Source organism: Psychrobacter sp. NPDC077938 (genome assembly GCF_044542635.1).
Lineage (GTDB): Bacteria > Pseudomonadota > Gammaproteobacteria > Pseudomonadales > Moraxellaceae > Psychrobacter.
In genome coordinates, this window is sequence record NZ_JBITUW010000006.1 from 42,047 (window position 1) to 67,859 (window position 25,813).

At 42.9% G+C, this 25,813-nt stretch carries 22 protein-coding genes and 1 pseudogene; 12 read left to right on the top strand and 11 right to left on the bottom strand.

What is annotated here, in order from left to right; genetic code table 11:
* Nucleotides 1-70: 70 nt before the first annotated feature.
* The 4 genes and pseudogenes from ACIGBM_RS10830 to pilG form a co-directional block, all read right to left on the bottom strand.
* Nucleotides 71-1,345, bottom strand: a pseudogene (locus ACIGBM_RS10830) (methyl-accepting chemotaxis protein); the annotation flags it as partial.
* 315 nt (nucleotides 1,346-1,660) lie between these two features.
* A complete protein-coding gene (locus ACIGBM_RS10835) occupies nucleotides 1,661-2,191 on the bottom strand; it encodes a chemotaxis protein CheW (protein ID WP_296208131.1) in 531 nt (176 codons plus the stop codon).
* Nucleotides 2,192-2,194: 3 nt separating this feature from the next.
* Entirely contained in the window at nucleotides 2,195-2,557 is a 363-nt protein-coding gene (locus ACIGBM_RS10840) for a PleD family two-component system response regulator (RefSeq protein WP_296208133.1), read from the bottom strand.
* 170 nt (nucleotides 2,558-2,727) lie between these two features.
* Nucleotides 2,728-3,105: a twitching motility response regulator PilG gene (pilG, locus tag ACIGBM_RS10845; RefSeq protein WP_114701589.1), complete on the bottom strand. Its 378-nt coding sequence runs from the start codon at nucleotides 3,103-3,105 to the stop codon at nucleotides 2,728-2,730.
* Between the two features lie 678 nt (nucleotides 3,106-3,783).
* On the opposite strand from pilG, the gene ACIGBM_RS10850 reads away from it, so the two are divergent.
* The 7 genes from ACIGBM_RS10850 (at nucleotide 3,784) to ACIGBM_RS10880 (ending at nucleotide 12,262) form a co-directional block, all read left to right on the top strand.
* Complete coding sequence (locus tag ACIGBM_RS10850) at nucleotides 3,784-5,007, top strand: efflux RND transporter periplasmic adaptor subunit (protein WP_397477759.1); 1,224 nt, start codon at nucleotides 3,784-3,786, stop codon at nucleotides 5,005-5,007.
* A gap of 260 nt (nucleotides 5,008-5,267) precedes the next feature.
* Nucleotides 5,268-5,990, top strand: a complete 723-nt coding sequence (locus tag ACIGBM_RS10855) for a response regulator transcription factor (RefSeq protein WP_057761578.1) — start codon at nucleotides 5,268-5,270, stop codon at nucleotides 5,988-5,990.
* Nucleotides 5,991-6,075: 85 nt separating this feature from the next.
* Nucleotides 6,076-8,205: an ATP-binding protein gene (locus ACIGBM_RS10860; RefSeq protein ID WP_397477760.1), complete on the top strand. Its 2,130-nt coding sequence runs from the start codon at nucleotides 6,076-6,078 to the stop codon at nucleotides 8,203-8,205.
* 256 nt (nucleotides 8,206-8,461) lie between these two features.
* Entirely contained in the window at nucleotides 8,462-9,232 is a 771-nt protein-coding gene (locus ACIGBM_RS10865) for a methionine ABC transporter ATP-binding protein (protein WP_057761581.1), read from the top strand.
* Between the two features lie 49 nt (nucleotides 9,233-9,281).
* A complete protein-coding gene (locus ACIGBM_RS10870) occupies nucleotides 9,282-9,938 on the top strand; it encodes a methionine ABC transporter permease (RefSeq protein ID WP_370587210.1) in 657 nt (218 codons plus the stop codon).
* 170 nt (nucleotides 9,939-10,108) lie between these two features.
* The gene (locus tag ACIGBM_RS10875; protein ID WP_397477761.1) at nucleotides 10,109-11,086 is read left to right on the top strand and encodes a MetQ/NlpA family ABC transporter substrate-binding protein; all 978 of its coding nucleotides are present in this window, start codon (nucleotides 10,109-10,111) and stop codon (nucleotides 11,084-11,086) included.
* Between the two features lie 327 nt (nucleotides 11,087-11,413).
* The gene (locus ACIGBM_RS10880; RefSeq protein ID WP_102091823.1) at nucleotides 11,414-12,262 is read left to right on the top strand and encodes an aldo/keto reductase; all 849 of its coding nucleotides are present in this window, start codon (nucleotides 11,414-11,416) and stop codon (nucleotides 12,260-12,262) included.
* Between the two features lie 91 nt (nucleotides 12,263-12,353).
* Here the strand turns inward: ACIGBM_RS10880 and ccmE are convergent, their stop codons facing one another.
* The 5 genes from ccmE to ccmA all read right to left on the bottom strand — a co-directional run bounded on the left by ccmE (nucleotide 12,354) and on the right by ccmA (nucleotide 15,832).
* Nucleotides 12,354-12,854: a cytochrome c maturation protein CcmE gene (ccmE, locus tag ACIGBM_RS10885; protein WP_101206027.1), complete on the bottom strand. Its 501-nt coding sequence runs from the start codon at nucleotides 12,852-12,854 to the stop codon at nucleotides 12,354-12,356.
* 243 nt (nucleotides 12,855-13,097) lie between these two features.
* Entirely contained in the window at nucleotides 13,098-13,319 is a 222-nt protein-coding gene (ccmD, locus tag ACIGBM_RS10890; RefSeq protein ID WP_101206028.1) for a heme exporter protein CcmD, read from the bottom strand.
* 16 nt (nucleotides 13,320-13,335) lie between these two features.
* Entirely contained in the window at nucleotides 13,336-14,124 is a 789-nt protein-coding gene (ccmC, locus tag ACIGBM_RS10895; protein ID WP_057761594.1) for a heme ABC transporter permease CcmC, read from the bottom strand.
* A gap of 286 nt (nucleotides 14,125-14,410) precedes the next feature.
* Nucleotides 14,411-15,118 (bottom strand): heme exporter protein CcmB, encoded by a 708-nt coding sequence (locus ACIGBM_RS10900; RefSeq protein WP_397477856.1) that lies wholly within the window; start codon nucleotides 15,116-15,118, stop codon nucleotides 14,411-14,413.
* 84 nt (nucleotides 15,119-15,202) lie between these two features.
* On the bottom strand, nucleotides 15,203-15,832 hold the full coding sequence (gene ccmA / locus ACIGBM_RS10905) for a heme ABC exporter ATP-binding protein CcmA (RefSeq protein ID WP_397477762.1): 630 nt from the start codon (nucleotides 15,830-15,832) through the stop codon (nucleotides 15,203-15,205).
* A gap of 162 nt (nucleotides 15,833-15,994) precedes the next feature.
* Here ccmA and ACIGBM_RS10910 point away from each other — a divergent pair, with 162 nt between their 5' ends.
* From ACIGBM_RS10910 to ACIGBM_RS10920, 3 genes are all read left to right on the top strand, one after another.
* Complete coding sequence (locus tag ACIGBM_RS10910) at nucleotides 15,995-17,098, top strand: hypothetical protein (protein ID WP_397477763.1); 1,104 nt, start codon at nucleotides 15,995-15,997, stop codon at nucleotides 17,096-17,098.
* 30 nt (nucleotides 17,099-17,128) lie between these two features.
* On the top strand, nucleotides 17,129-17,944 hold the full coding sequence (locus tag ACIGBM_RS10915; RefSeq protein ID WP_397477764.1) for a hypothetical protein: 816 nt from the start codon (nucleotides 17,129-17,131) through the stop codon (nucleotides 17,942-17,944).
* 308 nt (nucleotides 17,945-18,252) lie between these two features.
* Nucleotides 18,253-19,167 carry a histone deacetylase gene (locus ACIGBM_RS10920; protein ID WP_397477765.1) on the top strand — a complete coding sequence of 305 codons (915 nt, stop codon included), beginning with the start codon at nucleotides 18,253-18,255 and terminating at the stop codon, nucleotides 19,165-19,167.
* Nucleotides 19,168-19,225: 58 nt separating this feature from the next.
* Here ACIGBM_RS10920 and ACIGBM_RS10925 read toward each other — a convergent pair whose 3' ends face one another.
* Both ACIGBM_RS10925 and coaBC read right to left on the bottom strand, forming a co-directional pair.
* Nucleotides 19,226-20,008, bottom strand: coding sequence for a sulfite exporter TauE/SafE family protein (locus ACIGBM_RS10925; protein ID WP_101206033.1), 783 nt, complete (start codon nucleotides 20,006-20,008; stop codon nucleotides 19,226-19,228).
* An 80-nt stretch (nucleotides 20,009-20,088) separates the two neighbouring features.
* Nucleotides 20,089-21,492, bottom strand: a complete 1,404-nt coding sequence (gene coaBC / locus ACIGBM_RS10930; protein ID WP_397477766.1) for a bifunctional phosphopantothenoylcysteine decarboxylase/phosphopantothenate--cysteine ligase CoaBC — start codon at nucleotides 21,490-21,492, stop codon at nucleotides 20,089-20,091.
* A 128-nt stretch (nucleotides 21,493-21,620) separates the two neighbouring features.
* Here coaBC and radC point away from each other — a divergent pair, with 128 nt between their 5' ends.
* Entirely contained in the window at nucleotides 21,621-22,304 is a 684-nt protein-coding gene (gene radC / locus ACIGBM_RS10935) for a DNA repair protein RadC (RefSeq protein WP_397477767.1), read from the top strand.
* 349 nt (nucleotides 22,305-22,653) lie between these two features.
* Nucleotides 22,654-25,584, top strand: a complete 2,931-nt coding sequence (locus tag ACIGBM_RS10940; RefSeq protein ID WP_397477768.1) for an acyl-CoA dehydrogenase — start codon at nucleotides 22,654-22,656, stop codon at nucleotides 25,582-25,584.
* Nucleotides 25,585-25,813 lie beyond the last annotated feature (229 nt).

Below are 25,813 nucleotides of genomic sequence, written 5' to 3' on the forward strand. Positions count from 1 at the left end.
GTTACCTACTATAATTTGTGCTGCACATAATTAAACTTCTCACAGCATTACTTTATGGTAAAAGCTAGCATTAGACACTTTCTGATAACTCATGCTCAGTATTTAGCATTTCATCATCTAACAGCTCGTCATCATTCGTTACTTTAAAACCAGTCACTGACTCCTGTAGCGCTGCTGCCATTTCACTTAGCTCACCAATAGAGCGGGCTGTCGCCATGGTACCAGATGAGGTTTGTGAAGTAATATCTTGAATGATATTCATGGTGTGAGAAATATGACCAGCAGACTCAGCTTGTTGTAATGCAGCGTTTGAGATGTTTTGAATCAAGTCAGCCAAAGTATTAGAAACGCTCTGTACTTCTTCTAGTGCTTCACCCGCATCTTTCGCTAAGCGTGCACCGCGCACAACTTCAGAAGTTGTTGATTCCATTGACATAACTGCTTCATTGGTATCGGCCTGAATGGTTTTTACCAATGTTTCAATCTGCTTAGTAGCGTTCGCTGAACGCTCAGCCAGACGCTGAACCTCATCAGCAACAACCGCGAAGCCTCGGCCCGCTTCCCCTGCCATCGATGCCTGAATAGCGGCGTTCAATGCCAAAACGTTAGTCTGATCGGCAATATCATTAATTAGTCCAACGATATCACCAATTTCTTGCGAAGACTCACCGAGACGTTTGATACGTTTTGACGTTTCTTGAATCTGATCACGAATAACGTTCATACCTTCAATAGAGCGCTGTACAACTTCTGCTCCATTATGGGAGATAGCAACTGAGCGCTGGGCAACCGTTGCAGATTCTGCAGCATTGTTCGAAACCTGATCAATTGAAACAGTCATCTCATTAATAGCAGCCGATACACCAGCAATTTCTTGTGCTTGGTGTTCAGAAGCTTCAGCCAATTCAACAGCATTCATCTGCGTTTGATCTGAAGATTGCGATACGCGATCAGCAGTGCTGTTAATAACCAAAACCAACTGACGTAATTGGTCAATTGCAAAGTTGACCGAGTCGGCAATCGCCCCTGTAAAGTCTTCTGATACAGTTGCATTAACGGTCAAATCACCTTCTGCCAAATCACCCAACTCATCAAGCAGACGTAGAATAGCGATCTGATTACGTTCGTTCTCTTCTTGAATTTGGCGAGCTCGTTCAGACTCAGCTTCTGCTTCTTGACGACGACGCAGCGTTTCTTTCTCAATAAGCAATCGCTCTGAACCACCTCGCTGCTTCAATAGCTGATACGAAGCAAATAAAATACCTAACGCCCCAAGGGCAAATATAGCCGCTGGTATGATAACCGACTGATTAAAGCTACTAAAATACTGACTTACTGATGATAGAGAGTTAATCAACCAAATCAGACAGGCCAAACTTAATAAAACAAAAAATCCTAATAATAGTTTCCACGTACCATCAGCATCTTTGCTGTCTGCTGTTGTGTTAGCCATACCAGCTACAGGTTTCTTTATAACATCACTCATCTTGCATATTCCTTTCAAACAATCGTCAAAGTCTAATCGTGACCGACTTTGAAAATCTTGTTGTTATCTAAACAATGATTAGCAAAGCCTGTATAAATGCTGACATCAAACTGTATCTTGTCAGTTGCTATTATTCTGTCGTTACTTAAAAGACAGGTATTCTATTATCGACAATTATATTGCAGCATCTGAATACTGAGTATCCTGCGCAAGCAAGCTTGGCATAAAAACATACCAGTCTTGGTCATTTTTAAAAAACTTACCATGATTATAAGGCGCAAATGGCGAGTCATGATCGATGGCTTCTGGACGGTATTGGTCATGAGTAAACTGTTCAATACCAAGTACTTGATCAACCAGCAGTCCTGAAAAAATATTGTCATAATCGATAACAATAACCTTTCGTTGGCTCATTTGTGTCAAGCGACTAGGTACTTGCAAAAAATGTGATAAGTCCGTTAGAGGCAGTAGGCGTCCACGAATATTAGCTATACCTAGCATCCATGGCTTGACTAGAGGTAAGCTAGTATATTCTGGCATAGTTAATACCTCTGATACTTGACCCATAGGAGCAACTAAGCGCTGACCCCCTATTTCAAATACCACACCTTGCCAGTCAAACTCTTGTCCACCACGGCGGCCACTTTTACGTGCACGTGCCAAGTCTGCTAGACGCAGAAGCTCAATAAACCCTCTAGAAGCCACAAGTTACTCCATCACTTTGCGAATCATATTGACCAATCCACTTTCATCAACTGGCTTGTTCATATACTCTTTAGCGCCTTGACGCTTGCCCCAAACTCTATCTGTCTCTTGATTTTTGGTGCTAATCATAATGACAGGAATATGAGCAGTAGTTTTACCACGAGTAATCTTACGTGTGGCTTGAAAACCATTCATTTCAGGCATTACCACGTCCATCAAAATAACATCTGGTAAATGATCAGCTGCCATTTGGCAGCCTTGCTCACCGTTTGTCGCTTCCAGTACTTGGAAGTTATTTTTGGCAAGCATATCGCGAAATTTCGCCATTTCTGATGGCGAGTCGTCAATGACTAAAACGGTAGCCATAGGAGTTTCCTTTATTTTCTAAGATACCACGAGGATATATTGTTCAATTAAAACGATTAAAACGATTACCTAAAATTTTATTGTTAGCAATTTCTTAATCATGATTCCTCAGTATTGAGCAATCTATGTCAATAATAACAACCAACGTATTTAAGTCTATATTTAATCGATTAGCGGTATTGATTAATGGCATCAAAAAGCTCATCTTTGCTGAACGGCTTAGTTAAGTATTCATCAGAGCCAACAATACGGCCACGTGCTTTGTCAAACAATCCATCTTTGGATGAAAGCATAATCACTGGCTTATTTGCGTAATCAGGGTTGTTTTTTATTAATGCACAAGTCTGATAACCATCTAAACGTGGCATCATGATATCAACAAAAATGATATCTGGATTGTTATCTACAATCTTTGCTAATGCATCGAAACCATCTATAGCGGTTACTACTTCACAGCCCGCTTTTTGTAATAAGGTTTCTGCAGTACGGCGGATGGTTTTTGAATCATCAATCACCATTACTTTCAAACCATCAAAATTATTTTCCATTCTCATTGTCCTATAAACGGCTATTTATTCGTAACGCTATCTACTAATATAAATTTTAAATAACTATCCTAAACTGCTATATCACATATTATTAGACAAATATGAGTGATTGGATTTACATTAAAATTCACCACAACAGCGAGTATTTGCTTTTAGTATCTGCCTACTAAGCACAGTGTAAACATGAGCTACTATACGCACTTTATTATTTGTAAACTCAAAAAATCAGGTTTTGAGCTTATAGTTTTGGACATAATACTCTACATTCATAAACCTCAAGTGAAATAATATTGACGTTAAGCATATACAAAGTACTTTCAAAACAACCTTCGTTAAAGATAAAAGGTTCAATTAACGAGACAAACAACTATATGATATTTCTGCATTATATATAAACGATGAAAACATTGCAGGATAATTTTCATTTGTAATAAAAATGTATCAAGATATTCTATAGTGTTTGTTTTAGCACAGTTACTTTCACTTTGCCAGTGATTAGTGAAATTATGTTCGAACTCGCTAGTATCATAAATAGCTATTCTTATTTATAAAGGTGTAACTGCAACTCTGCCTATTGTTTGGATCATCAACTTTCTTAAGTTTAGTAAATATTTTACAGTCGTTCCACCACATTGCAATTCACTATATAATGATATGACGATTATAATGGTGACTGCTATGACAGCTTCTAGATATTTAAGAAAGAGCCTCTATTTATTCAGCGTGCTATTTATCGCTGCTTGTCAGCCGTCACCTATAAATGAATCAGCTGTTACTGACACTGAAGAAGAGACCGCAGACACGCCACTTATCATCACAAGCGACAGTGTCACAATGACACCAGAACATATCTTGAGTATCAAACCTTCAAGGTATCAGCCGAGTCTCGGATTACAAGGTAATATCGAACCTATCAAGCAGACCACATTTGTTGCGGTACATCCGATTCGTATAGAAAAGACACTGGTTAGTGAAGGTCAATGGGTTGAAAAAGGCACGCCATTGCTTGTCTTTAGGCGTGTGGGTACGGCTAGCAAAACTGAAGATTTAAAGAAGCCTGAACAAGGTAATGTAGAATCAAACGATGTTAACAAAACCAATCCAGAAAATACGAAAAACTCTGATGCTAACTCCGCACAAGCTGCGCCAGACACAGACATTGCTGTTGTAAGAAAAACTGATAGTGACAAAACGTTAGAAGCAAACTCTGCGATAGATACTGATAGCAAGAATTCTATTAATCAAAATGCAAACGTTAATACTTCTAAACAAGATACGCAGTATAATTCGATTACTATTCATGCCAGCTTTTCAGGGCGGGTAGAAAACTTGTCTGCTAGTGCAGGACAACAGCTAGCGGCGCGCGCGTCTCTACTACAGATCAGTGACGAGACCAAGCTGCATTTTATGGCTACTCTACCTATACAAGCAAAACCACAGCTCTCAGTTGGCCAAACGGTCAATTTTACCGCCGAAGGTATCTCAGACAAGTTTACGGGACAGGTCAGCAAACTGGTATCGACCAGTCAGCCCAAAAAGCTCTTGGTCTATGTTAATGTCATCGACAACGAGGTTAGTCGTGATAAGTTACTGCCAAATATGAAAGTCACAGGGCGCGTCAACTATGGTCAAATAGATGTAGGCACTATCGTACCTAAGCGCGCGCTACATGATGTAGACCTGACAGAGTTACAAACTCCTCCTTATATGCCGCTACAACCATTGACTGCAAATGTTTGGATTATAGGCCAAGATCAGCGTCTAACGCGTCAACCTATTGAGGTAGTTGAATACGATCCTACTACGCAGCAGTATTTGATAGCAGGTGTAAGCAATGATAGCTTAATTTGTTTGGCTGACTTACCTGTTGATTCTAAAGGTAAAAAAGTCATTGTGTCATAATAGCTTATGCTGACAGTTACATTACGTAGAAACATTAACAAAGCTTCTCTTGTTTTGTAACAGCATAATTAGGCAATATGACCCTACTATATATAGCATTATCCGAGTATTAAAATACGGCTCACATTTAATTATGCGCTATTCTGTATATTTGAAAACGTAGAGGCTTAATAGTTTAACTGTTTATTATTACCAACAGCTCATCATTACCAGAAACGTTATACTTTTTATAAATCACAATAACAATTAGAGGACATCCCATGAGTAAGCAGATTTTGTTGATTGAAGACGATCCAGATTTAGCTGAGCTGATCAGCGATTATTTGACCATGAACTATTATGACGTGCATCATGCTGGTCTTGGTCAAGAAGGTCTCGACTTATTAGACACCAAAGAGCGCGATATTGATTTGGTTGTATTGGATCTTATGCTACCTGATATGGACGGTATGCAAGTATGTCAAAAGATTCGTGGCAATAAGAACAACATGACCAATAAAGTGCCTATTATTATGCTAACCGCAAAAGGTGATACAACCGATCGCGTGTTGGGGCTAGAGATGGGTGCTGACGATTATATCGCCAAGCCTTTTGAACCACGTGAGCTTTTAGCTCGTATTCGTGCGGTTATTCGTCGTCATGAGCAACCAAATCAAGCCGATAGCCAATCAGACAGCTTAACCTTTGGCCGTTTGAGTGTGTTCCCTGACAGTCATGAAGTCACTATCGATGACCAACCGGTACGCCTAACCACGCATCAATTTCAGTTGTTACACTACTTCGCCACTCATTCTGGCAAAGTGTTGAATCGTGAGCAACTCTGGCAAGCGATGCCAAACGATGACAGCTCAGACAATATTGACCGTGCAATTGATGTACATATTTCGCGTCTACGTGCTTTGATTGAAGACAATCCACGTCAGCCAAAACGTATTATTACCGTACGCGGCGTCGGCTATCAATTTGCCACTGATCAGGTGTAATTGTAAAGGATACCTAATTAGCTGACTCATGGTGTAAACTCTATACCATGAGTCAGTACAAGCGTTTAATAACAGAGATCGTTTAATGCAGCAATTGGGTTTTCGTTCCGTATTTGCCAAACTATTTGCCAGCGTTATGCTGGCACTTACTTTATTTGCTGTGGCAATGGTGCTGTTGACCCAACTTGTTCATGACAAAGACGCTGGTATTCGCTCAGAGATATTAGCCACACAGATTCTGGGGCAAATCGATCCATTCTTGCATGAATTGAATATTTCTATCAGCAAAGACAATCGTTTGCAGTCGCGTTTCATGCTGGCTGTCGTTAAGAAAAGCTTTGATATTTTTGATGAATCACTGCAAGCAAAAATGGGATTGTATGACAGCGAAGGTCGGCTACTCATGCAAACTGACAATAGCGACCTACCCCTAGAGCTTCCCCCTACCCCGTCTTTGTTCTCGCGCGTTTTTCCATCACTTGCAGACACGTCACCTACCAAGCAAGCTCAAGTGTATAGCAGTACGGGTTATACCTTACTGTACGAATCACGTCTAACACCTAAAAAACCTGTCCTTTCTGCAGCCTTGAACTTATTCACTGGTACGTTACTACTGCTACTCATTATGGCAGGTGTACTATGGTTGATTGCCCGGACGATGACATGGCGGATTGACCAGTTGAGCCAACAAATGACTCAATTGGGTGATGGTGATTTTACGGTGCGAGTGAATGCACGTGGTAATGACGAAATCGCTGCACTAGCACGCGGATTCAACCAAGCGGCACAAAAAATTGAACACTTAATTGATGCCAATAACTTGCTGCTGGCACATGCCTCTCATGAGCTACGTACACCGATTACACGTATCCGTCTACAGATTGAGATGATGGATATGTTGGCTGGTGCACTACCAACTGATACCAAAGCAAAGTTCGATAAACGGGCACAAGCGATCAATAGAGACTTGTCAGGTCTTAATGACTTAGTAGAAAGCATATTACTGGTTAGCCGTTTGGATGCAGGTCATGCCTTACAGCAAGTTGAAAACCTCGATTTATACGACTTGGTAAATCAAGAACGTCAGCATTATCCTGAAGCCACGCTCATTGGTGAGCACATCGTGATAGATGGTCAGTCATCAATGTTGACTCATCTGATTCGTAACTTACTTACCAACGCTATGCTACATGGCAAGCCGCCTGTTACGGTATTGCTATACGGTGTTCAGAGCATAGAAGAAGCCGGAACTGTGCCCGACTATCTATTACAAACAGTGCTATGCAGTAGCTTTGTCGATTACAACAGATTCGACTTTGACGATTATGAAGAAAACGCTGATGCCAAAATAATTGAACACCAAACCGCTAAACATGAAGCTACTAGTTCGGTTGATAAAAATAAATCAGAAACGACTGACTCAATAGCAGAGCTACCGACGCCTATCATCTATAAAAACGGTGAAGACATAGCTGCTCGCAATGAGAACAACGAGAGCAATAATGAAGTCAGTATTGATAACGAACTTTCAGATGAAAGCTTGATAGACAATGCTAGCAAACCCCAACCTACTACTGGCGAATCATCACTACTTGCTGACTATTATAGCTTTACCAGTGAGTTGACCGACAGAATTAAGAAAGTTATTTGGAAAGCTGTTCCAGACTCTACTGACCTTGCTAACGACGCCGATAATGCTAACAATGCTAACGCGACTGAAGTAGCATCAAAAAACTCTATAAGCAACGTAGAAAGCGCGAATGCTGGCACTCTCGTCGATAATAGCGCTCAAAAATCAGATAAATCTATTACTGATACTGCTATTAAAAATAATGGCTCAAATAATACGAAAGATGACGCCAAATCTAATAGCTCAAACAATGAGAACTCAGGTGCAGTAGTGCGTAAAGAAGGCTTATTTGCTAAGCATATGAAAAAAGCCAAAACTGAACCTGAACGTCCTTTGCCAAAATATGCTGTGCTGGCTGTAATCGACGAAGGCACTGGTATCCCTGAAGGCAAGCGAGAAGAAGTCTTTAGCCCATTTGTACGTTTGCAGCAAAAAAACAAAGGCTCTGGATTGGGATTATCCCTAGTCTCACAAATCGTTACCGCTCATCAAGGACGCATTATTACGGATACGCTAAATGGTCATACTAGATTTTTGGTGACCATCCCAATTCATCACGATCCTCATTACAACTATCACGAGTAATCAATCCCCATCGTTATATAGATAGCTATCAAGCTATCGCCTTCACACTTGCCATTTTAACTGCTTATTCTTAATAGCTATTAATCATAAGCCGGACACGTATGTGCATATCCAAAGTGCCTGATAATATGCTATATTACCGCCCCTTATTATACGGTTATTGACTGTTGTCGTTTTGACAAGCTTCTTACATATTGAAAGAGGTCTGATGACGCGTTTTTGACCATTAAAAAATTTATTAAATTTTGAGCCCTCCATGAATGACATGATTGTCTTAAACGATGTGACCAAAAGTTTTTTAAGCGACCGATCAATCAAAGACAAAGACGGCAAACCACATTGGTTTACCGCTGTTGAGCCGACATCTCTGACTATCAAACAAGGCGAAATCTTTGGTCTAATGGGTTATTCAGGCGCAGGTAAATCTACCTTATTGCGCCTAATTAACATGCTTGAACGTCCAGATTCGGGTCAAGTCGTGATAGACGGTACTGACCTAACCACGCTGTCTGCCAGTGAGCTGCGCATTGCTCGTCATAATATCGGGATGATTTTTCAGCAGTTTAATCTGATGTCTAATCAAACGGTTTTTGACAACGTGGCATTTAACTTAAAAATCTCGGGTTATCCAAGTCGCGACATTCATAAGCGCGTCATGGATTGTCTTGCGATTGTCGATCTGACCGATCGTGCTGGCCACTACCCTGCGCAGCTATCAGGTGGACAAAAACAGCGTGTGGGTATTGCTCGCGCGATTGCCCCTAGTCCAAAAGTATTGTTGGCCGATGAGCCAACCAGTGCGCTTGACCCTGCAACGACCCGTAGTTTGCTGACTTGTCTACGCGATATCAATGAGCAACTTGGCGTGACTATCGTCATTGTGACCCATGAGATGAGTGTTATTCGTAGACTTTGTGATCGCGCAGCCTTATTGCATCAAGGACAACTATTAGAAGTTGCGGATGTGCGAGACGGTCTGATTCAAGCAACCACCCCGATTGGCAAAGGCCTAGTCGTCGAGGACTAATGAGGCAGGAGAAATAGATATGTTAACTGGTACTGAATTATCCGCCTCTATAGACAAGCTACTTGTGTTACGTAAAGAGATCGTAAGCGCGTTTATTGATACGTTTGTGATGCTCGGTATTTCGACCACGGTCGCAATCGTCATCGGTGGACTGTTTGGCGTATTCTTGTTTTTGTCTAGTGATCGACAGTTTTTGCAAAACAAGACATTGTACGGTGTGCTTGGCGGTATTACCAACTTTATGCGTGCTTTCCCTTTCGTGATTTTGATGATTGCGATGAGTCCGTTTACCAAGGCCATCGTTGGTACGGGTATCGGACCAATTGCTGCATCATTGGTACTTGCTATCGCTGGTTCGTTTTATTTTGCGCGTTTGGTTGAGCAAAATTTACGCGAAGTGCCGCGCGGTATTATCGAAGCCACTGAATCAATGGGTGCCAGGCCTTTTACCATTATTAAAGTATTACTTAACGAAGCGCGCTCAGGTTTAGTATTGTCAGTCACTATTCTTTGTATCAGCTTGCTCTCTTATTCAGCGGCAGCTGGTATGATCGGTGGTGGCGGTTTGGGTGATTTGGCCATTCGTTATGGCTATTATCGCTATCAGACCGAGGTAATGATTTTTATCGTGATTGTATTATCAATCATGGTCGTCTCGATTCAAGCCTCTGGTAACTGGCTCGCCAATCGTTTAGACAAACGTTAAACCGCTTTAGAGAATACTTGACTTTACGAGCGACTAGGTTTATTTTTGGCAACACTCAACCCTTATCTCAGCTCTTACAACAAAAGCAGCATTACTATTTATAATGTTGCTTTTTTAATGTTCAGACGATAAACGTTTTACTCAATCCCATTCATTATTAAGGACATATTATGAAATTAACAGATATCAGCCGTCAGTTAGCTACCGCATTTGCCGCTGTTGGTGTATCAGGTCTAGTCTTAGTTGGTTGCAGCAATTCATCAGCGCCAGAAGCGACTAAAGAGCCAGTAACCGAAGGTACCACTGCAGAAACTGCCGCTAGCGATATCGATCCTGATCATACCAAAATCGTTATCGGTACGACTGAAGGCGATTTTGCTGATATGGTTCGTAACCAAGTAAAGAGCACGCTTGAAGCTCAAGGTTATGAAGTTGAGTTGATTGCTTTTACTGACTATGTCCGTCCTAACCTTGCATTGGCTGAAGGTGATTTGGATATCAACATCTTCCAGCACAAGCCTTATCTTGATAATTTCAAAAAAGAAAACAATCTTGATCTAGTAGAAGCATTCCAAGTACCAACGGCTCCGCTTGGCATTTACTCAGGTAAAAAGACCAGCCTTGATGCTGCATTTAAAGGTATGAGTGTCTCTGCACCAAACGATCCTAGTAACTTTGCACGTGCTTTGGTTATGATGAACGATCTTGGCTGGATCAAATTGAAAGACAACATCGATCCATTGACAGCATCAAAAGCGGATATCGCTGACAACAGCAAATACGATATCGAAATCGTTGAACTAGAAGCTGCTCAATTACCACGCGCGCGTGATGAAGTTGACTTCGCAGTTATCAACGGTAACTATGCTACTGACTCTGGTATCAAATTGACCGAAGCCTTGTTCCAAGAGCCAAGCTTTGCTTATGTAAACTGGTCAGCGATCAAATCTGCTGATACTGGTAAGAAATGGGTTGAAGATGTGACCAACGCTTATAATTCAGAAGCTTTCAAAAAGTACGCTCATGAAACGTTCCCTGGCTACAAATACCCAAAAATCTGGGGTACTGACCATAGTGCACATACGGACACTGCTGCTAAAACTGAAAACGCTGACGCTCCGGAAACTACAGAAGCTGCTGCTCAGTAAGACTTTAAATCAAAAACACCTAGTTTTTTAGGTGTTATGATTAATAGAAACGCCCATTACTTAAAGTGATGGGCGTTTTTTTGTCTTTTATTTTGGAAGTGCTGTCTTCCAGTACAGTTATTAAAATATTAAATGAGTATCAAATAACTATTAAAAATCACGTTACAGCCTGTTTGCCCTTTGTAGGAAACCGTCAATTACCCTTCCACTTGTCCTTGGTTTTTCCTATAGTGGACAGGCTCAATAGTAATTTACTCGTTAGACCATACTATTGATGACATTTAAAACTAATGAAAATTATAAGATACACATAACAAGGATAATAATATGAGCGCTAAAAACTATAATATTCGTACCGCTGGACAAGCAAATATCCCTATCCTAGGGCTAGGTACTTGGCAGTCAACAGGACAAGATTGCGTGGACGTGGTCAAGAAAGCGTTAGAAATGGGTTATGAGCATATCGATACCGCTCAAGCTTATGGCAATGAAAAGGAAGTTGGCGAAGGTATTAGACAGTCTGGTGTGGCTCGTGATAAGTTCTTTTTGACTACCAAGATTTTTCCAGACGACATGAAGTTTGAGCCAGAAAAACTGGTCGCAGCAGCGAAACGTTCTTTGGAAGATTTGGGTACAGATTATGTTGATCTGTTGCTATTGCACTGGCCTGATGACCGCGTGCCATTATCTGAAACTATACCTGCGCTATGTGAATTACAGAAGCAAGGTCTAACGCGTCATATTGGTGTTTCAAACTTCAATATTGCTAATATCATTGAGGCCAAGAAATATGCTGATGTGCCTATCGTCGTGAATCAAGTAGAGTTTCATCCGTTTATTAAGCAAAACACATTGCAGACTTTTTTGAATAATCATCATATTCTATTAGAGGCCTACTCGCCATTAGCGCGTGGTGATGTATTTGATAACGAAGTAATTAAAGAGATTGCAGATAAGCATAACGTAACACCAGCACAAATCTCACTAGCATGGATCTTATCAGACAAGCATCGTGTAGCTATTCCGAAAACGTCTAATCCTGATCACTTGCAAGGCAATCTAGATGCTATCAAGGTTGAATTAAGTGCAGATGAGTTAGAAAAAATCGGCAACTTAGCCAGCTCTGACGGTCGTAAAATTGAACATCCTGACTATAGCCCAGTATGGGATGACTAACAGGGTTAATAAGTACGATTAGCCAAACAAAGCTCAATAAAAAGCCACCGATAATCGGTGGCTTTTTATATGGTATGAAAACTCAAAATCATTACTGTTGTAGCGTTTCGGTCTCATGAATTTTTTCAGCAGGATTATACTGCTCAGAAGAAGGTATCGCTCCACTTCGGTTATTTTCTTTCATAGATTTGGCAACTTCTGGTGGCATATAGTTTTCGTCATGCTTAGCCAACACTTCCCCAGCGACGAAAGTATCGCCTTGCATTTTACCCGTGGCCACGACACCTGAGTTTTCAGCAAATAAATCTGGCAGAATACCTTGGTAAGTTACTGGCACGGTTGACTGAAAATCAGTAATCGCAAACTCAACATTTAATGGATTATCTGCTGCACGCTGCACACTACCGGCAACCACCATACCACCAGCACGAATACGTTTGTCTTGAGGCGCTTCACCTTGGGCAATCGCAGTTGCATCAAAGTAGTAGTCAGTTTGCTGCCCGATGGCATAGATAACCAACATAACTGCTACTGCCGCACCTGCCAGCGTAAACATAACCCACGTCAGTTTTTTCCGACGAACTGCATTCATACCACTACCCCATTAATGAGTCACTGTTTTATAAATCATAATCAATCTATAAAGCAGAAAAATTTGAAGAAACCACCATTAGAAAAACGTTCTAAAAATGTCTTTCTAATCGTACTCTTCTAATCGCTATATGGTAGCATTTTTCAGACAAATCAATAAGCCTCATCACTGCCTATAAGGTCATATTTTTGTCACTGTAAGGATACGGTTTCTTACGCTAAAACCATGATATTAAGATGATTTTTATTCAGCCTGTTTGGTTGCAGGCGTTGAGGTTTTGGTCGTTCGCTGTGCTTGACGCGCTTGCTGGATGGTCAGCTGTTTGATAAGTGACTGTCGTTGTTTGCGGCTATAGATAATAAAGGCCAACATCACGCCGATCGTTATCGCCCAGCACGACCACACAAAAACCCCATGCTTACCCATGGCGAAAAACTCAGATACGCTATAAAAGTAAGGCTGCATAGTATTTTCCTAGCCGTTATTTGTGTTGACCACGAATGTATTCTTTAACCCACGCTTTGCCTTGATCGCGGTATAGAATCAGCGTGTTAGTACGATAAATCGCTAATGTCGCAACCAGTAAATAGCTGCCGATAATCATCAGTAGCAAAGGCATCCACATATCTGCCGACATCTTCGGTGCGGCGGTCAAGCTAAAGGTCGCGCCTTGGTGCAAGGTATTCCACCACTCTACTGAGTACTTGATAATAGGCAGGTTCACTGCGCCCACAATAGATAAAATAGCGGCCGCTTTACCACGATTGGCCGTATGTTCAAAAGCAGCAAACAGTGCCATCACGCCCGCGTACAAAAACGCTAATATCAACATTGACGTAAGGCGTGCGTCCCACACCCAATAAGTGCCCCATGTTGGCTTTGCCCAGATAGAGCCTGTAAGCAAACTGATGACACACAGTAAAAACCCCATTGGGGCAAGTGCCTGCGCGACCAAACTGGCCGTCTTAATCTTCCATACCAAATAGATCACTCCCAGAACCGCAAGAGAAAAATAGATAGAAATGGCAAGACTGGCAGCGGGAACATGGATAAATATAATGCGATAGCTATTGCCCTGAAGATAATCAGGCGGTGCAAAAGCAAGGCCCCATACGCTACCAATGAGCAAACAAAGGCTGGCCAATATCGCTAACCACTTGACCCAAGGGCTAAAGATACGAAAAAACTGCTTGGTACCCACAGTGGTCAAGAAACCCTGCCAAATGCGCTGCCACAAGCTAGGGGATGAGACGTTATTCAGGTTGGGCATGGGAAGAAACCTATTACACAGCTTACTGGCGATAAAGGATGCGGTCTACCAGAGCACCACTATCAACTCACCTGCTGGCGTTAAACACTGGATAGAATCTACAAAGAGCTGTTTACGTATTCAATTGACTATTATAGCAAAATTGCCAGTTTTCACCACGATGTTAATACATGTGATGCAGATAGCTAAATTTCGATGACTGGATTTAGATAGCTAGGTTTAGATAACTGGGCTTAAATAATCAAATTTCGACAACTGGACTTTAGGATTGCAACAATCAAATCGTTTAATTGAGCCATGACATTTTTAAAGTTGTAGCAATCACCCAAGGCATAACCAAGACAGAAACAATACTTCCTGCTAGTAATAAAGCTAAGATAGGCAAACCGTTCAGCCCAGAAGCAAATAAATCAACCGCACCCGTAGCAAAAATCAATACTGGCAACTGCATCGGTAAAGCAATCAAAGGCACCAATACTGCCCCATTCTTTAACGATAGCGTCAAACTACTGGCCACTGCTGATAGCATTAGAAGCATCGGACTACCTGTCACGATAGAAGCCATCAATATCCAAGCTTCAAACCAACTGAGCTGAAATAATGGCACGGCAAGCAAGCTAAGCGCTGCCACAATACCACTACTGAAAATCCAATGAATGACTAGTCTAATAAGAACCCATAGCGGTAGTGATGCTTTGGCCACGACCAATTGCGCAAGCGTACCATTATCAAGCGCAGGCTTGAACAATCCATCAACGCCCATTACCAGTGACAGCAATGCAGCAATCCACACTGCTGATACGCCCAGACGCTGCAATAGCGCAGGCTCACTACCGACTGCCAGCGGAAACAAAGTAATAATCACTAAGAACAGTACCAATGGATACAGCCATTGCACTGCTCCTTGCTGCTTGACTTGCCATTCGCGGCGCCATAGCTGCAGGAAGCCAATACTGCGAGGCGCTACAACAATAGCATTTGGACTTTTATTCATGGCTGCTACTGATCCTACTTGTATTGGACTGTCTGTCATTATTTGTCCTTGCACATATACTGATGGTACTGATATCAATCAAACTTATACCATGTAATTTGACAAATCGAGCACTTGATTGGCGACACCAACTGCTTGATGGCTGGTCATTAGTATCGACCCGCCAGCCTGTGCAAACTCGCATAACCGCTCTTCCGTACGTGCCACCATATCGACATCTAGCGCCGTGAAAGGCTCATCAAGTAACCAAAGTGGTGTCACGCTAGGAGTTAACAAGTACAATCTGGCCAGCGTGATGCGCCGCGTTTGCCCAGCGGACAGATGACTTGAGCTGATCGTTTCAAACCCTTGTAGCCCAACCCATGTGAGTGCATCGTCAATATCAGTAGCGCTTGGCGTGATGCCATATAAATTCAGTAGAAACGTCAGGTTTTGTGCTACTGTCAGATTTGGATGAATGCCTAACTGATGCGAGACATATAAAGGCTGGATGGGCAGGCACGATTGGCCTTGATAAGTAACTTCACCTGACAAAACAGGTAACAATCCAGCCAACTGCATGAGTAACGTGGTCTTGCCCGTCCCGTTTGCCCCGATGAGATGGCAAATACTACCCGCAGATAGCTGCAACGCAACTCCTTCGCACAGCGGTATCTCACCGCGCTGAACTGTCAGCTCCTCAAGTGCAAGCAAAGGCGTATCCAAAACCGTCATCAAAACCCCTGGTTATTTATCAAGCAGCAATCAATATTCATCACAAACAAAGGCAATGTTCATGGCATAATACCCTATGCTCGCTACAAACACACAGTATAACAAATTGTCGATTACTCTGACTTCAAAAAGTACGACCTCAAAAAAATATGACTTTAAAATATGACTTCAAAACCTATGCCGACTTCACAAGATAGCCAAACACAAATGCCTGATACAGAGACTGACAACGCAGACACTAACTTGTCAAAAGAGCAATCAGTCAGCCACTTGACAGTAGATAGCTTGATCGATGCTCAAGTCAACTTTATGCAACGGTGGTTGCACAATCAAGCTGAGCCACTAGCGATAGAAGCTTGGCAATGGTTTGGTGCGCAGCCTTTAAGCAAATATATTACCTGTGACCATTTACAGCAGCTGATGAAAGACTGGCTGTTAAATCAGCAGATGACTGAGGTGATGCGTACCGATATCCGTGATATTTTACACACCATTATTTATCACCCAGTCAATGACAACGTGCCTTTGTCTGAGCTGATCGATGATGCCCAAGTTGAAACGCTGGCCAACTATATCGGTAGCCATGAGCAGCAGCGCAACATATTGATTCATACGCTGGTCGGTAACGAAACCTTCGCAGATTTATTGACCCAAACACTTTATCACGCTATCAATGACTTTATGGAAAGCACGCTCGATAAAGCAGGTGGCGTTGGTAAATTGATGAAGCTTGGGCGTAGCTCTTTTGAAAAGGCGACCAACAGAAACCTCGATGAAAAACTGCAAACCTACCTGCATCGCAATATCAAAGATTTGACGCGCAAAGCCGAAGCCAATGCGCAGGAACACTTATCAAATGAAGAAGTGGCGCGTCTGATGGTTATGGGCTGGGATCGTATCAAAGACCAACCCATTAGTGAGCTACAAACCTATTTAAGCGATGAGCCCGGTAATAGTAGCATTGACCATATCGAAGCCAGTATCCAACAAAGCTATGACCGCCTGCGACTGTCACCATATCTGCACAGCTTAGTTTCGGCAAGCATCGATACTTGGTATGCCAATCATCAGACTGACACGATGGCGACCATTGCAGCGAGTTTGCATATTGACGAAGCGGCCATGAAGCAATGTAGTACGGCTCTACTGCCTATCGTGTACGATGCTCTTGAGACGCCTTGGTTGACGGCTCATATTCGTGAAATGCTAGAAGCGTTCTATGCACAGCCTGCTATCAAAGAAGGTTTGGCATTTAATCACGATTAATTTATAACTCTTACTTGTCAGCATACTATTATGAGTCAACGCAATAAACTCAGCTTGTGGCAAAAGATCAAACGGTTACTGACTGCTGCCGCGCCGCAGTCAGTCATCGATGGTGCAAGCGAGCAAAGGCCTGCATCACTTGCTGACAGCGAAATTAATAATACAAAAAATATATCAGCTGATATCTCTCATGAGTTAGAGGCGAATCAGGGCAGCGAACAGAATAACCCTCAAGCGCAAGCGCAAACAAATACATCTCAACTCAAAACCGATAACTTAAAAACCGATAGCACAAATGCAGAATCTAAAAACCAAAGTGATACGCCTATCGTCGACTGTTTAAAGCAATACTTCAATGACAAACAATGGCACTACACGCATTATCGACCCAAAACCAATGACAGCCAAAAGTCGCATCACTTATCCTTGAGAATGCGTCATAAGCAAATAAACTGTGGCTATCTGTTTCGGGTGCAAGAAAAAAACAAACTATTGGCCATCTACGGCATCTTGCCATTTTTGATACCAGAAAGTCATCAAAGTGCCGCGATGCTACTCATCACCCAAATCAACTATGACATGCTAGTCGGTAATCTAGAGATGGATGTCAACGATGGTGAGATACGCTACAAAAATGCTATCGATGTCGAAGCGGTTGGTCTAGATAATGAGATCATTGAGCATTTACTACAAAGCGTGGTTGCGATGACCACGGTCGCTAACGAGCTATTTGGCAACTTAGTTAATAACCAAGACCCTGCCGAAGACATGCAAACGCTACTTGTCGAGCTACGTCAACAGACAGACGCCCGCACGTTCTTTTTACCGACTCAGTTTGTTCAATAGTTCAGTCCGTTCGATAATTAAGTTCATTCGATAAACTGGTTGTTTAATCAAGCCATAATCTACAATAGCTAGGGCGTGTCCTCATTTTAAAAATGGTGATAAAAATGGTGATAAAAATGAGATAAATTGCCGTCAAACGAGGAAAATAGTGCAGATAATATCGAGATATTGACCAACTATTTGACGATGTTTGGCAAAATTTAGCTGTTTTTAGCCCATTTAGAGGACACTCGTTTGAATTGAGGACACGCCCTAATACTTGCTTCTTTTTCTATCCAAAAAACCATCAATACTAAGCTAGAAATCTTATGCTAAAAATCGCCTACTCTGACGTCTTTCGCTACTCCGTGCCAGAAAAGCACCGCTTCCCTATGCAAAAATACATTATGATTCCTGAGCGTTTGCTGGCAGAAGGCACTATTAGCCAAGATAACTTCTTTGCCCCTGCTCGCTTGAGCGAAGATGAGATTTTGACCACCCATACCGCAGAGTACTGGTATCAGCTTAAAACCCAAACACTGCCGCGCAAGGCTGCTCGTGCGATCGGATTTGAGATGACACCGCAGTTGGTGGAGCGCGGTCGTTATATTGCCCATGCAACGTATGAGTGCGCGCTATATGCTCAGCAATATGGCGTGGCAATGAACGTCGCGGGCGGCACCCATCACTCTTTTGCTGGTCATGGAGAAGGCTTTTGCGTATTCAATGATGTCTGTATCGCTAGCAATTTACTACTAACTCGTGGACAGGCAAAGAAAATTTTAGTTATCGATTTGGATGTTCATCAAGGCAATGGTAACGCCAGTATCATGGCAAATGAACCACGTGTTTTTGTCTTTAGCATGCATGGTGCAAAGAACTATCCATTTCGTAAGCAAGTATCAGACTTAGACATTGAGCTAGACAACGATACTGGTGATGCTAGGTATTTACAGATATTAGAAGACACGCTGCCACGCTTAATCGCTGAGGTTGCACCAGATATGATTTTTTATCAGTCTGCTGTCGACGTGCTCGCCACCGACAAGCTCGGCAAACTTGGATTGACACAAGCAGGATGCAAGGCGCGTGATGAATATGTCCTGCAGCAAGCAAAAGCCGCCAATATCCCTGTCGCTATCGTGATGGGTGGCGGCTACTCAGAAGATATCGAAGACGTGGTTGAAGCGCACTGCAATACGTTTCGATTGGCACAGCAGATATTTTTTGAAGAATTGGTCTAATAACATATCGCTGAAAGGTGAAGACGATTCCAGAGTTGGAATGGCTCATATACCCTAGCTATAACAGTGCGGTAATGCCTTGCCAACCGACACGTATTCCAAGCACGATTAAGATTAATAAAATAAGCTGACGAAAACGCGCTTGCGGTAAATAACGACGCAAACGGATTCCAACCAAAAGAGTCACTATAGACAGTACACTCAAAAAAGTAATCAGCTGCCACTCACCACTGCTCAGTGCCATGATAGGCTCACGCAACACGATAATTTGAGCAATCTTTCCTAAGAAATAGCACATGTTACCGACTTTAGCGATGGTGTTTTTATCATCACTGGCAGACAGCAGATACATCATCAGGATGGTCGACATCGCATTGGTCGAGCCGCCGATGACGCCTGCACCAAAGCCAACGGCAATTAACATAGGCTTGGTGTTTGGTAGACGGATTTGCTTACCGAGTAAACTACTCACAACGTAGAAGGCAATGACCGCGGCCAACAATAAGAGAATATAAGCGCTATCGACCCATAGCAATAGTTTCGCACCTAAAATACTACCTAGCAGGCTGGTAAGTGCAAGCAACCAATAGCGTCTGCCGTAGTAAATAAAGTTTTGCCAAATGGTTCGCTCACCGCCTACTAGCCAGGTCATCACATTAACGACTAGCGAGGGGAAAATCACTAGTACAATGGCGTGTTGCAATGGGTACATACTAGCAAGCGCAGTGGTCGTTACTAGCGTTGCGCCAAGTCCGCTAATACCATGTAGCAGTGAAGCAAGCGCAAAAATGATCGTCAGCACTAGCATCTGAGTGCTATCGTTACCAGCTATATTCATCATATCGGTCACACCATTTGAGTCTCAGCGTCTGTATCTACACACTATCTACATGCTATCTATCAGATTTAGCGCCTGTAGCTCTAACTATCTTTACGTTGACCAATTGCTTGACCGATGATGCTAGCTAGTTGCTCAGCAATTTTATCTTTACTGGCCTTCTCAAGTGTTACCGCGTCACGCTCATAGCGCTCAGAGAAAAACACCTGCATCGCATTGTCATCACTAGCAAAACCGATATCTGCACGTGAGACATCATTGCAAGCAATCATATCCAAATCTTTTGCGACCAACTTACCACGGGCATAACGCTCGACATCTTGCGTTTCTGCGGCAAAACCAACGACAAATAGCTCTGGATGCGCAAGAGAAATCGTCGCTAGAATATCAGGGTTTTTAACCAGACTGAGCGTCATGGCATCTTGTGTCTTTTTAATTTTTTGCGGTGCCGCTTCTTCCGTACGATAATCTGCCACGGCTGCAGTGGCAATAAAGATATCTGCTTTCACATATTGGTTGTCATCATAAGACTGTAGCGAGTCATTATGGTCATTATGGTCGCTTACATCATCATCACCGCAACCACAGTCGCCATGATGATGCTCGTGAGAATGGTTATGAGAGTGATCGTGCTCATAAGAATGGTCATGCTCATCTTCAAAATCTAGTTGAAGCTCGCTATGCGTACCTTCCACACATTGCTGCGCCGCTATCAGCATATCTTCGGCAGACAGCACATCGATCCGTGTGACATTAAGCGGCGTGGCCAATGCCACTTTACCACCAGCGATTAAGACAACGTCTGCACCAGCAGCCACACAGGCGCGCGCCAATGCAAAGCCCATTTTTCCTGAAGAGTGATTAGACAAATAACGCACAGGGTCAATCGCTTCTACTGTTGGACCTGCGGTAATGACCACTCTTTTGCCTGCCAGTAATTGCGGCGTCGTATTCATCGCTATGAACAGTAACACCTCATCCAATAACTGCTCAGGCTCAGGCAATCGCCCTGCCCCGACATCACCGCACGCTTGCTCACCGCTAGCTGGTTGGATAATTTGGTAATTCATATCGCGCAATGTTTGCACGTTTAGGTTGACTGCTGGATGCGCCCACATCTGCTGATTCATGGCAGGAGCAATAATGACAGGCGCTGTAGTGGCAAGACACACTGTGGTCAATAAGTCATCAGCCATACCCATGGCCAGACGCGCAAGCGTATTGGCTGAAGCAGGTGCAATCACGATTAAGTCGGCCCACTTGGCCAGCTCAATATGCCCCATGCCTGCCTCGGCTTGCTCATCGAGCAACGAGACATGCACCTCATTACCCGTCAATGCTTGTAGCGTCAGCGGTGTGATAAATGCTTGTGCGCCTGTCGTCATGATAACGCGCACATCAAAGCCTGCCTTAACTAACAAGCGGGCAAATATAGCAGATTTATAAGCGGCGATACCGCCAGTAATAGCAAGCACAATATTGGACATAAGCGTGGCATCAACAAAAAAGTGAAAAGATAAAATTGCGCTTATAGTAACAATTATGAGATAAATTGGGTAAGATTTTCCGTATCTATCTCAGATAACGAGTATCAACCCATTTTCAAGGAGTGACAATGGCGATCAAAGACTGGCACGAGGATGACAGGCCACGCGAAAAACTTTTAAAGTTTGGTGCAGCTCATTTGTCTGATGCCGAGATACTAGCCATATTTTTGCGCACGGGTACTCAGTCTCAATCAGCGATTGAATTAGCGCGGCATTTGATTGATCAGTTTGGTAGCTTAGCCGAGCTATTAGCCGCCCCTCAACAGACAGTTCTTGCCTGCCATGGTATTGGCCCTGCAAAGTACGCCCAAATATTAGCCTCACTTGAGATGGGTACGCGCTATCTGGACAGTCAACTCAAAACTGGGCAAGCACTCGGCCGCTCACAAGCGGTCAAAGACTATATCAGTACCCAGTTGCGCGGTGAGCACCGGGAAGTATTTGCGGTACTCTGTCTAGACAATGCTCTAAACCTTTTAAACTTCGAGATATTATTCACGGGTGGCATCTCATCATGCTCGGTATGCATCAAGCACGTACTTCGACATGCACTAAGCCATGCTGCTAGCCAACTTATCATCGCGCATAATCATCCTCATACCGATGCCAAGCCATCAACGGCAGATAACTTACTGACCTATGAGCTAAAAAAAGCCTGTGTCCTGTTAGATATCTCGCTTGTCGATCACATTATCGTCGGACGTAACGACACTTTGTCTTATGCCGAAAGCTGCCTTGCCCCTTTTGGTTAGCTCTTTGACAAGTTTTCGATAATAGCTGGCTACGTGTTCCAACTAGACATATGATTAACCTGCAAACAATTATGTTTGATACATATCATCGACAGAGCGTAGCATTTTGGCTCTTGATAGTTATCGACAACTGTTTCATATTAGTAGCCATTCTTGTCATTTATTTGTCAATTACTTACTAGACCATTAATACTGGTATTTAAAAGACGTAGAACCGAGCATTTATGGATTAACAAATCATTCGACATATTTATAAGACGGCAAGTGGCAAGACAAAAAATAATTATAGTTAGCTTATTCACTTACGTACTTTTCGCATTTCTTATTCAGCGTTTTAAAGGAGATAGTCATGGCAATTGGCTTGTTTATTTTGGCAGTCATCATTCAGTTAGCCGTGGTCTTGGCCATCTTTTTGTTGTCCTTATCACGGGTCACCGGTAGCATCGTCGCCCTGATTACAGTTATCGTCACCGCAATTATCAGCCCATGGTCGCTCATTTTGGGTATACCAATGGCACTACTGTGCTTGGTCTTACTCGTTGCACCGCTTCGCCAATCGTTAATCACTAAGCCTGTTTATAAGGCGTTGGGCGGTGCGATGCCGAGTATGAGTGATACAGAGCGTGAAGCGCTTGATGCGGGTACTAGCTGGTGGGAAAAAGAGCTGTTCATGGGTGCGCCGAACTGGGATACCTTTGCCAATTATCCTTATCCGCAGCTCTCAGAAGAAGAGCAAAGTTTCATCGATAATGAAGTAGAAACCTTATGTGCCATGCTTGATGAATGGCAAATTCAGCATAAAGATAAAGATTTATCACCTGAAGCATGGCAATTTATCAAAAGTAATGGTTTCTTAGGTTTAATCATTCCAAAAGAATTTGGCGGCTTAGAATTTAGCTCTTACGCGCAAAGTCGTGTGATGAGTAAAATCGCTTCGCGCTCGCCAACTGCTGCTGTGACCTGTATGGTTCCCAACTCGCTCGGCCCTGGTGAGCTACTGATGCATTATGGTACGGACGAGCAAAAGCAGCGCTGGTTGCCAGGTCTTGCGAAAGGTGATGAAGTGCCTTGTTTTGGTTTAACTGGGCCCGAAGCCGGCTCTGATGCGGGCGCGATTCCTGATACAGGTGTAGTTTGCTACGGTATGCACGAAGGCGAGCAAGTGCTTGGCCTGCGCATGAACTTCTCTAAGCGCTGGATTACCCTAGCACCTGTCGCTACTGTTGTTGGCTTAGCATTCAAAATGCACGACCCTGAAGGTCTGCTTGGTAATCCTAAAAAAACCGATTATGGCATTACTTGTGCCCTCGTTCCAGCTAACCACAGAGGTGTCGTAACAGGGCCACGTCACAATCCAATCGGCTCACCATTTATGAATGGTACGGTCGATGGTAAAGATATCTTTATTCCATTAGATTACATCATCGGTGGTGTCGAAAACGCTGGTCGCGGCTGGCGTATGCTGATGGAATGCTTGGGCGTTGGACGTGGTATTTCTCTACCAGCTCTATCGACATCAGCCAGTGAAATGACCTATCTATCTGTCGGCGCATTCGCCAAAGTTCGCGAACAGTTCAAGATATCCGTAGGTAAGTTTGAAGGTGTGCAGGACGCTACTAGCCGTATGGCGAGTAACACTTATATGTTAGAAGCGTTCCGTCATTTGGTCACTTGCGGATTAAACCAAGGTGGCACGCCATCTGTTATGACGGCCATGGCAAAATACTATGCGACTGAAACCATGCGTAGCGTCGTCAACGACGGTATGGATGTGGTCGGTGGTCGTGCTGTGCAAATGGGTCCACGCAACTTCTTAGCGACACCTTATCAGGCGATCCCTGTTTCTATCACTGTCGAAGGCGCCAACATTTTGACCCGCTCACTCATGATCTTTGGTCAAGGTGCGATGCGTTGTCATCCTTATTTATTCGACGAGCTTCAGTTACTACAGAGCGAAGATAAAGCGGCTGCCACTGAAAAATTTGATACCCTTTTCTTCAAACATTTGGGTTACACGTTTAACCGTGGCGCCAAAGCCTTTGTCGCAGGTTACATCGGTGGTAGCGATAAGGCCCCGAGTTTCGCAGACGCCTTTACCCGTCCCTATTACAAACATATTAACCGTCTAAGTGCGAGCTTTGCCCTAACTGCTGATATGGCATTAGGACTACTAGCAGGGGACTTAAAGCGTAAAGAGATGCTCTCTGGTCGTTTAGCAGATATTCATAGTCATCTATTTATTGCGACTGCTATCTTGCAGTTCTATGAACATGGTAGTAAATCAGAGTCTGAGCGCTTACATGCCGAAGTTGCGCTACAAAACAGCTTGTATACGATTCAAGAAGCCTTTGTTTCATTCTTTGCCAACTTTCCGAATCGTATGGCAGCCAATGTGGTTAGCTTTGTAACCTTCCCAAGTGGACGTATCTTTACCCCAGCAAGCGACGAGCTAAAACGCCAGTTGGGTGATACTTTCATGGATGATTTTGCAGCCAACCCGTTCCGCGATTATCTGAAAACCATGGTTTATTACAATACTGATGCAGACGATGTAACTGGTCGTATGGAACATGCTTATCAGACGTTGGTCGAAATCGAACCATTGTGGCAGAAGTTCAAAAAGGCAGAGCATCAAGACAGCTTTGAAGGTCTAACCTTTGAAGACCATGTGGTACACGCCAGTCAAAATGGCGGCATTACTGAAGAAGAAGCAGAAGTTCTGATTCAATATAACGCCATGCGTTTTGATTCATTATTGACTGATACGTTTGACGAGCATCTATCGGAAGCGCTAGAACGTGACAATCCGCATGCGCTTGAAAATGCGGTTCATCAACTGACTGATTACGCACAGCTAAAAAGACAAGCTCAGAGTAAAAACGGTATCGCTGTGGATACCGATGCATCTGCCGTTGATGAGCTAGCCACTAACGAACCAACTATTAATGATCTAGACAGTCCTGCAAATACAGAAAACCATACTGGCGATGCCAATCCTAATCATGGTTATAAAAGTGATGGCGATGTAGAGTTGGTCAGTGAGCAAGATACTATCAAAGAAGTAAATTCGCAGACAGATTTTGAAGAGTCAGAGCCTGAGATAGAGGCACTCGATCATCGCCATCGTGATGCTGAATCACATCTTAACGAGCGTATGGGCAATAATCACAATCGTCATATTGCACCATCTGATGAGATAAATACTGAAGTAAGTGATAATGATATCAAACCTTTAGAACGCCAATCACCTTTATCACGCGAAGAAGATGATAAGGTTTAATGGTCTATGCTGTTTTTGATATTAGTATTAAAAACTGAGTATTATTAGATTTTATAGTAAAAATTTCACTTCTTAATAGCCAGACTATCTATAAACGATAGTCTGGCTTTTTTTGGCCTATTAGAAATTTTAAGCTTAATTAACCGTATTCTTTTCTTTACATTTCGATAATTTCAAATCAATGGTTCAGTATCAATAGTTTGACATATTCACTTACCCTAAAAACTCT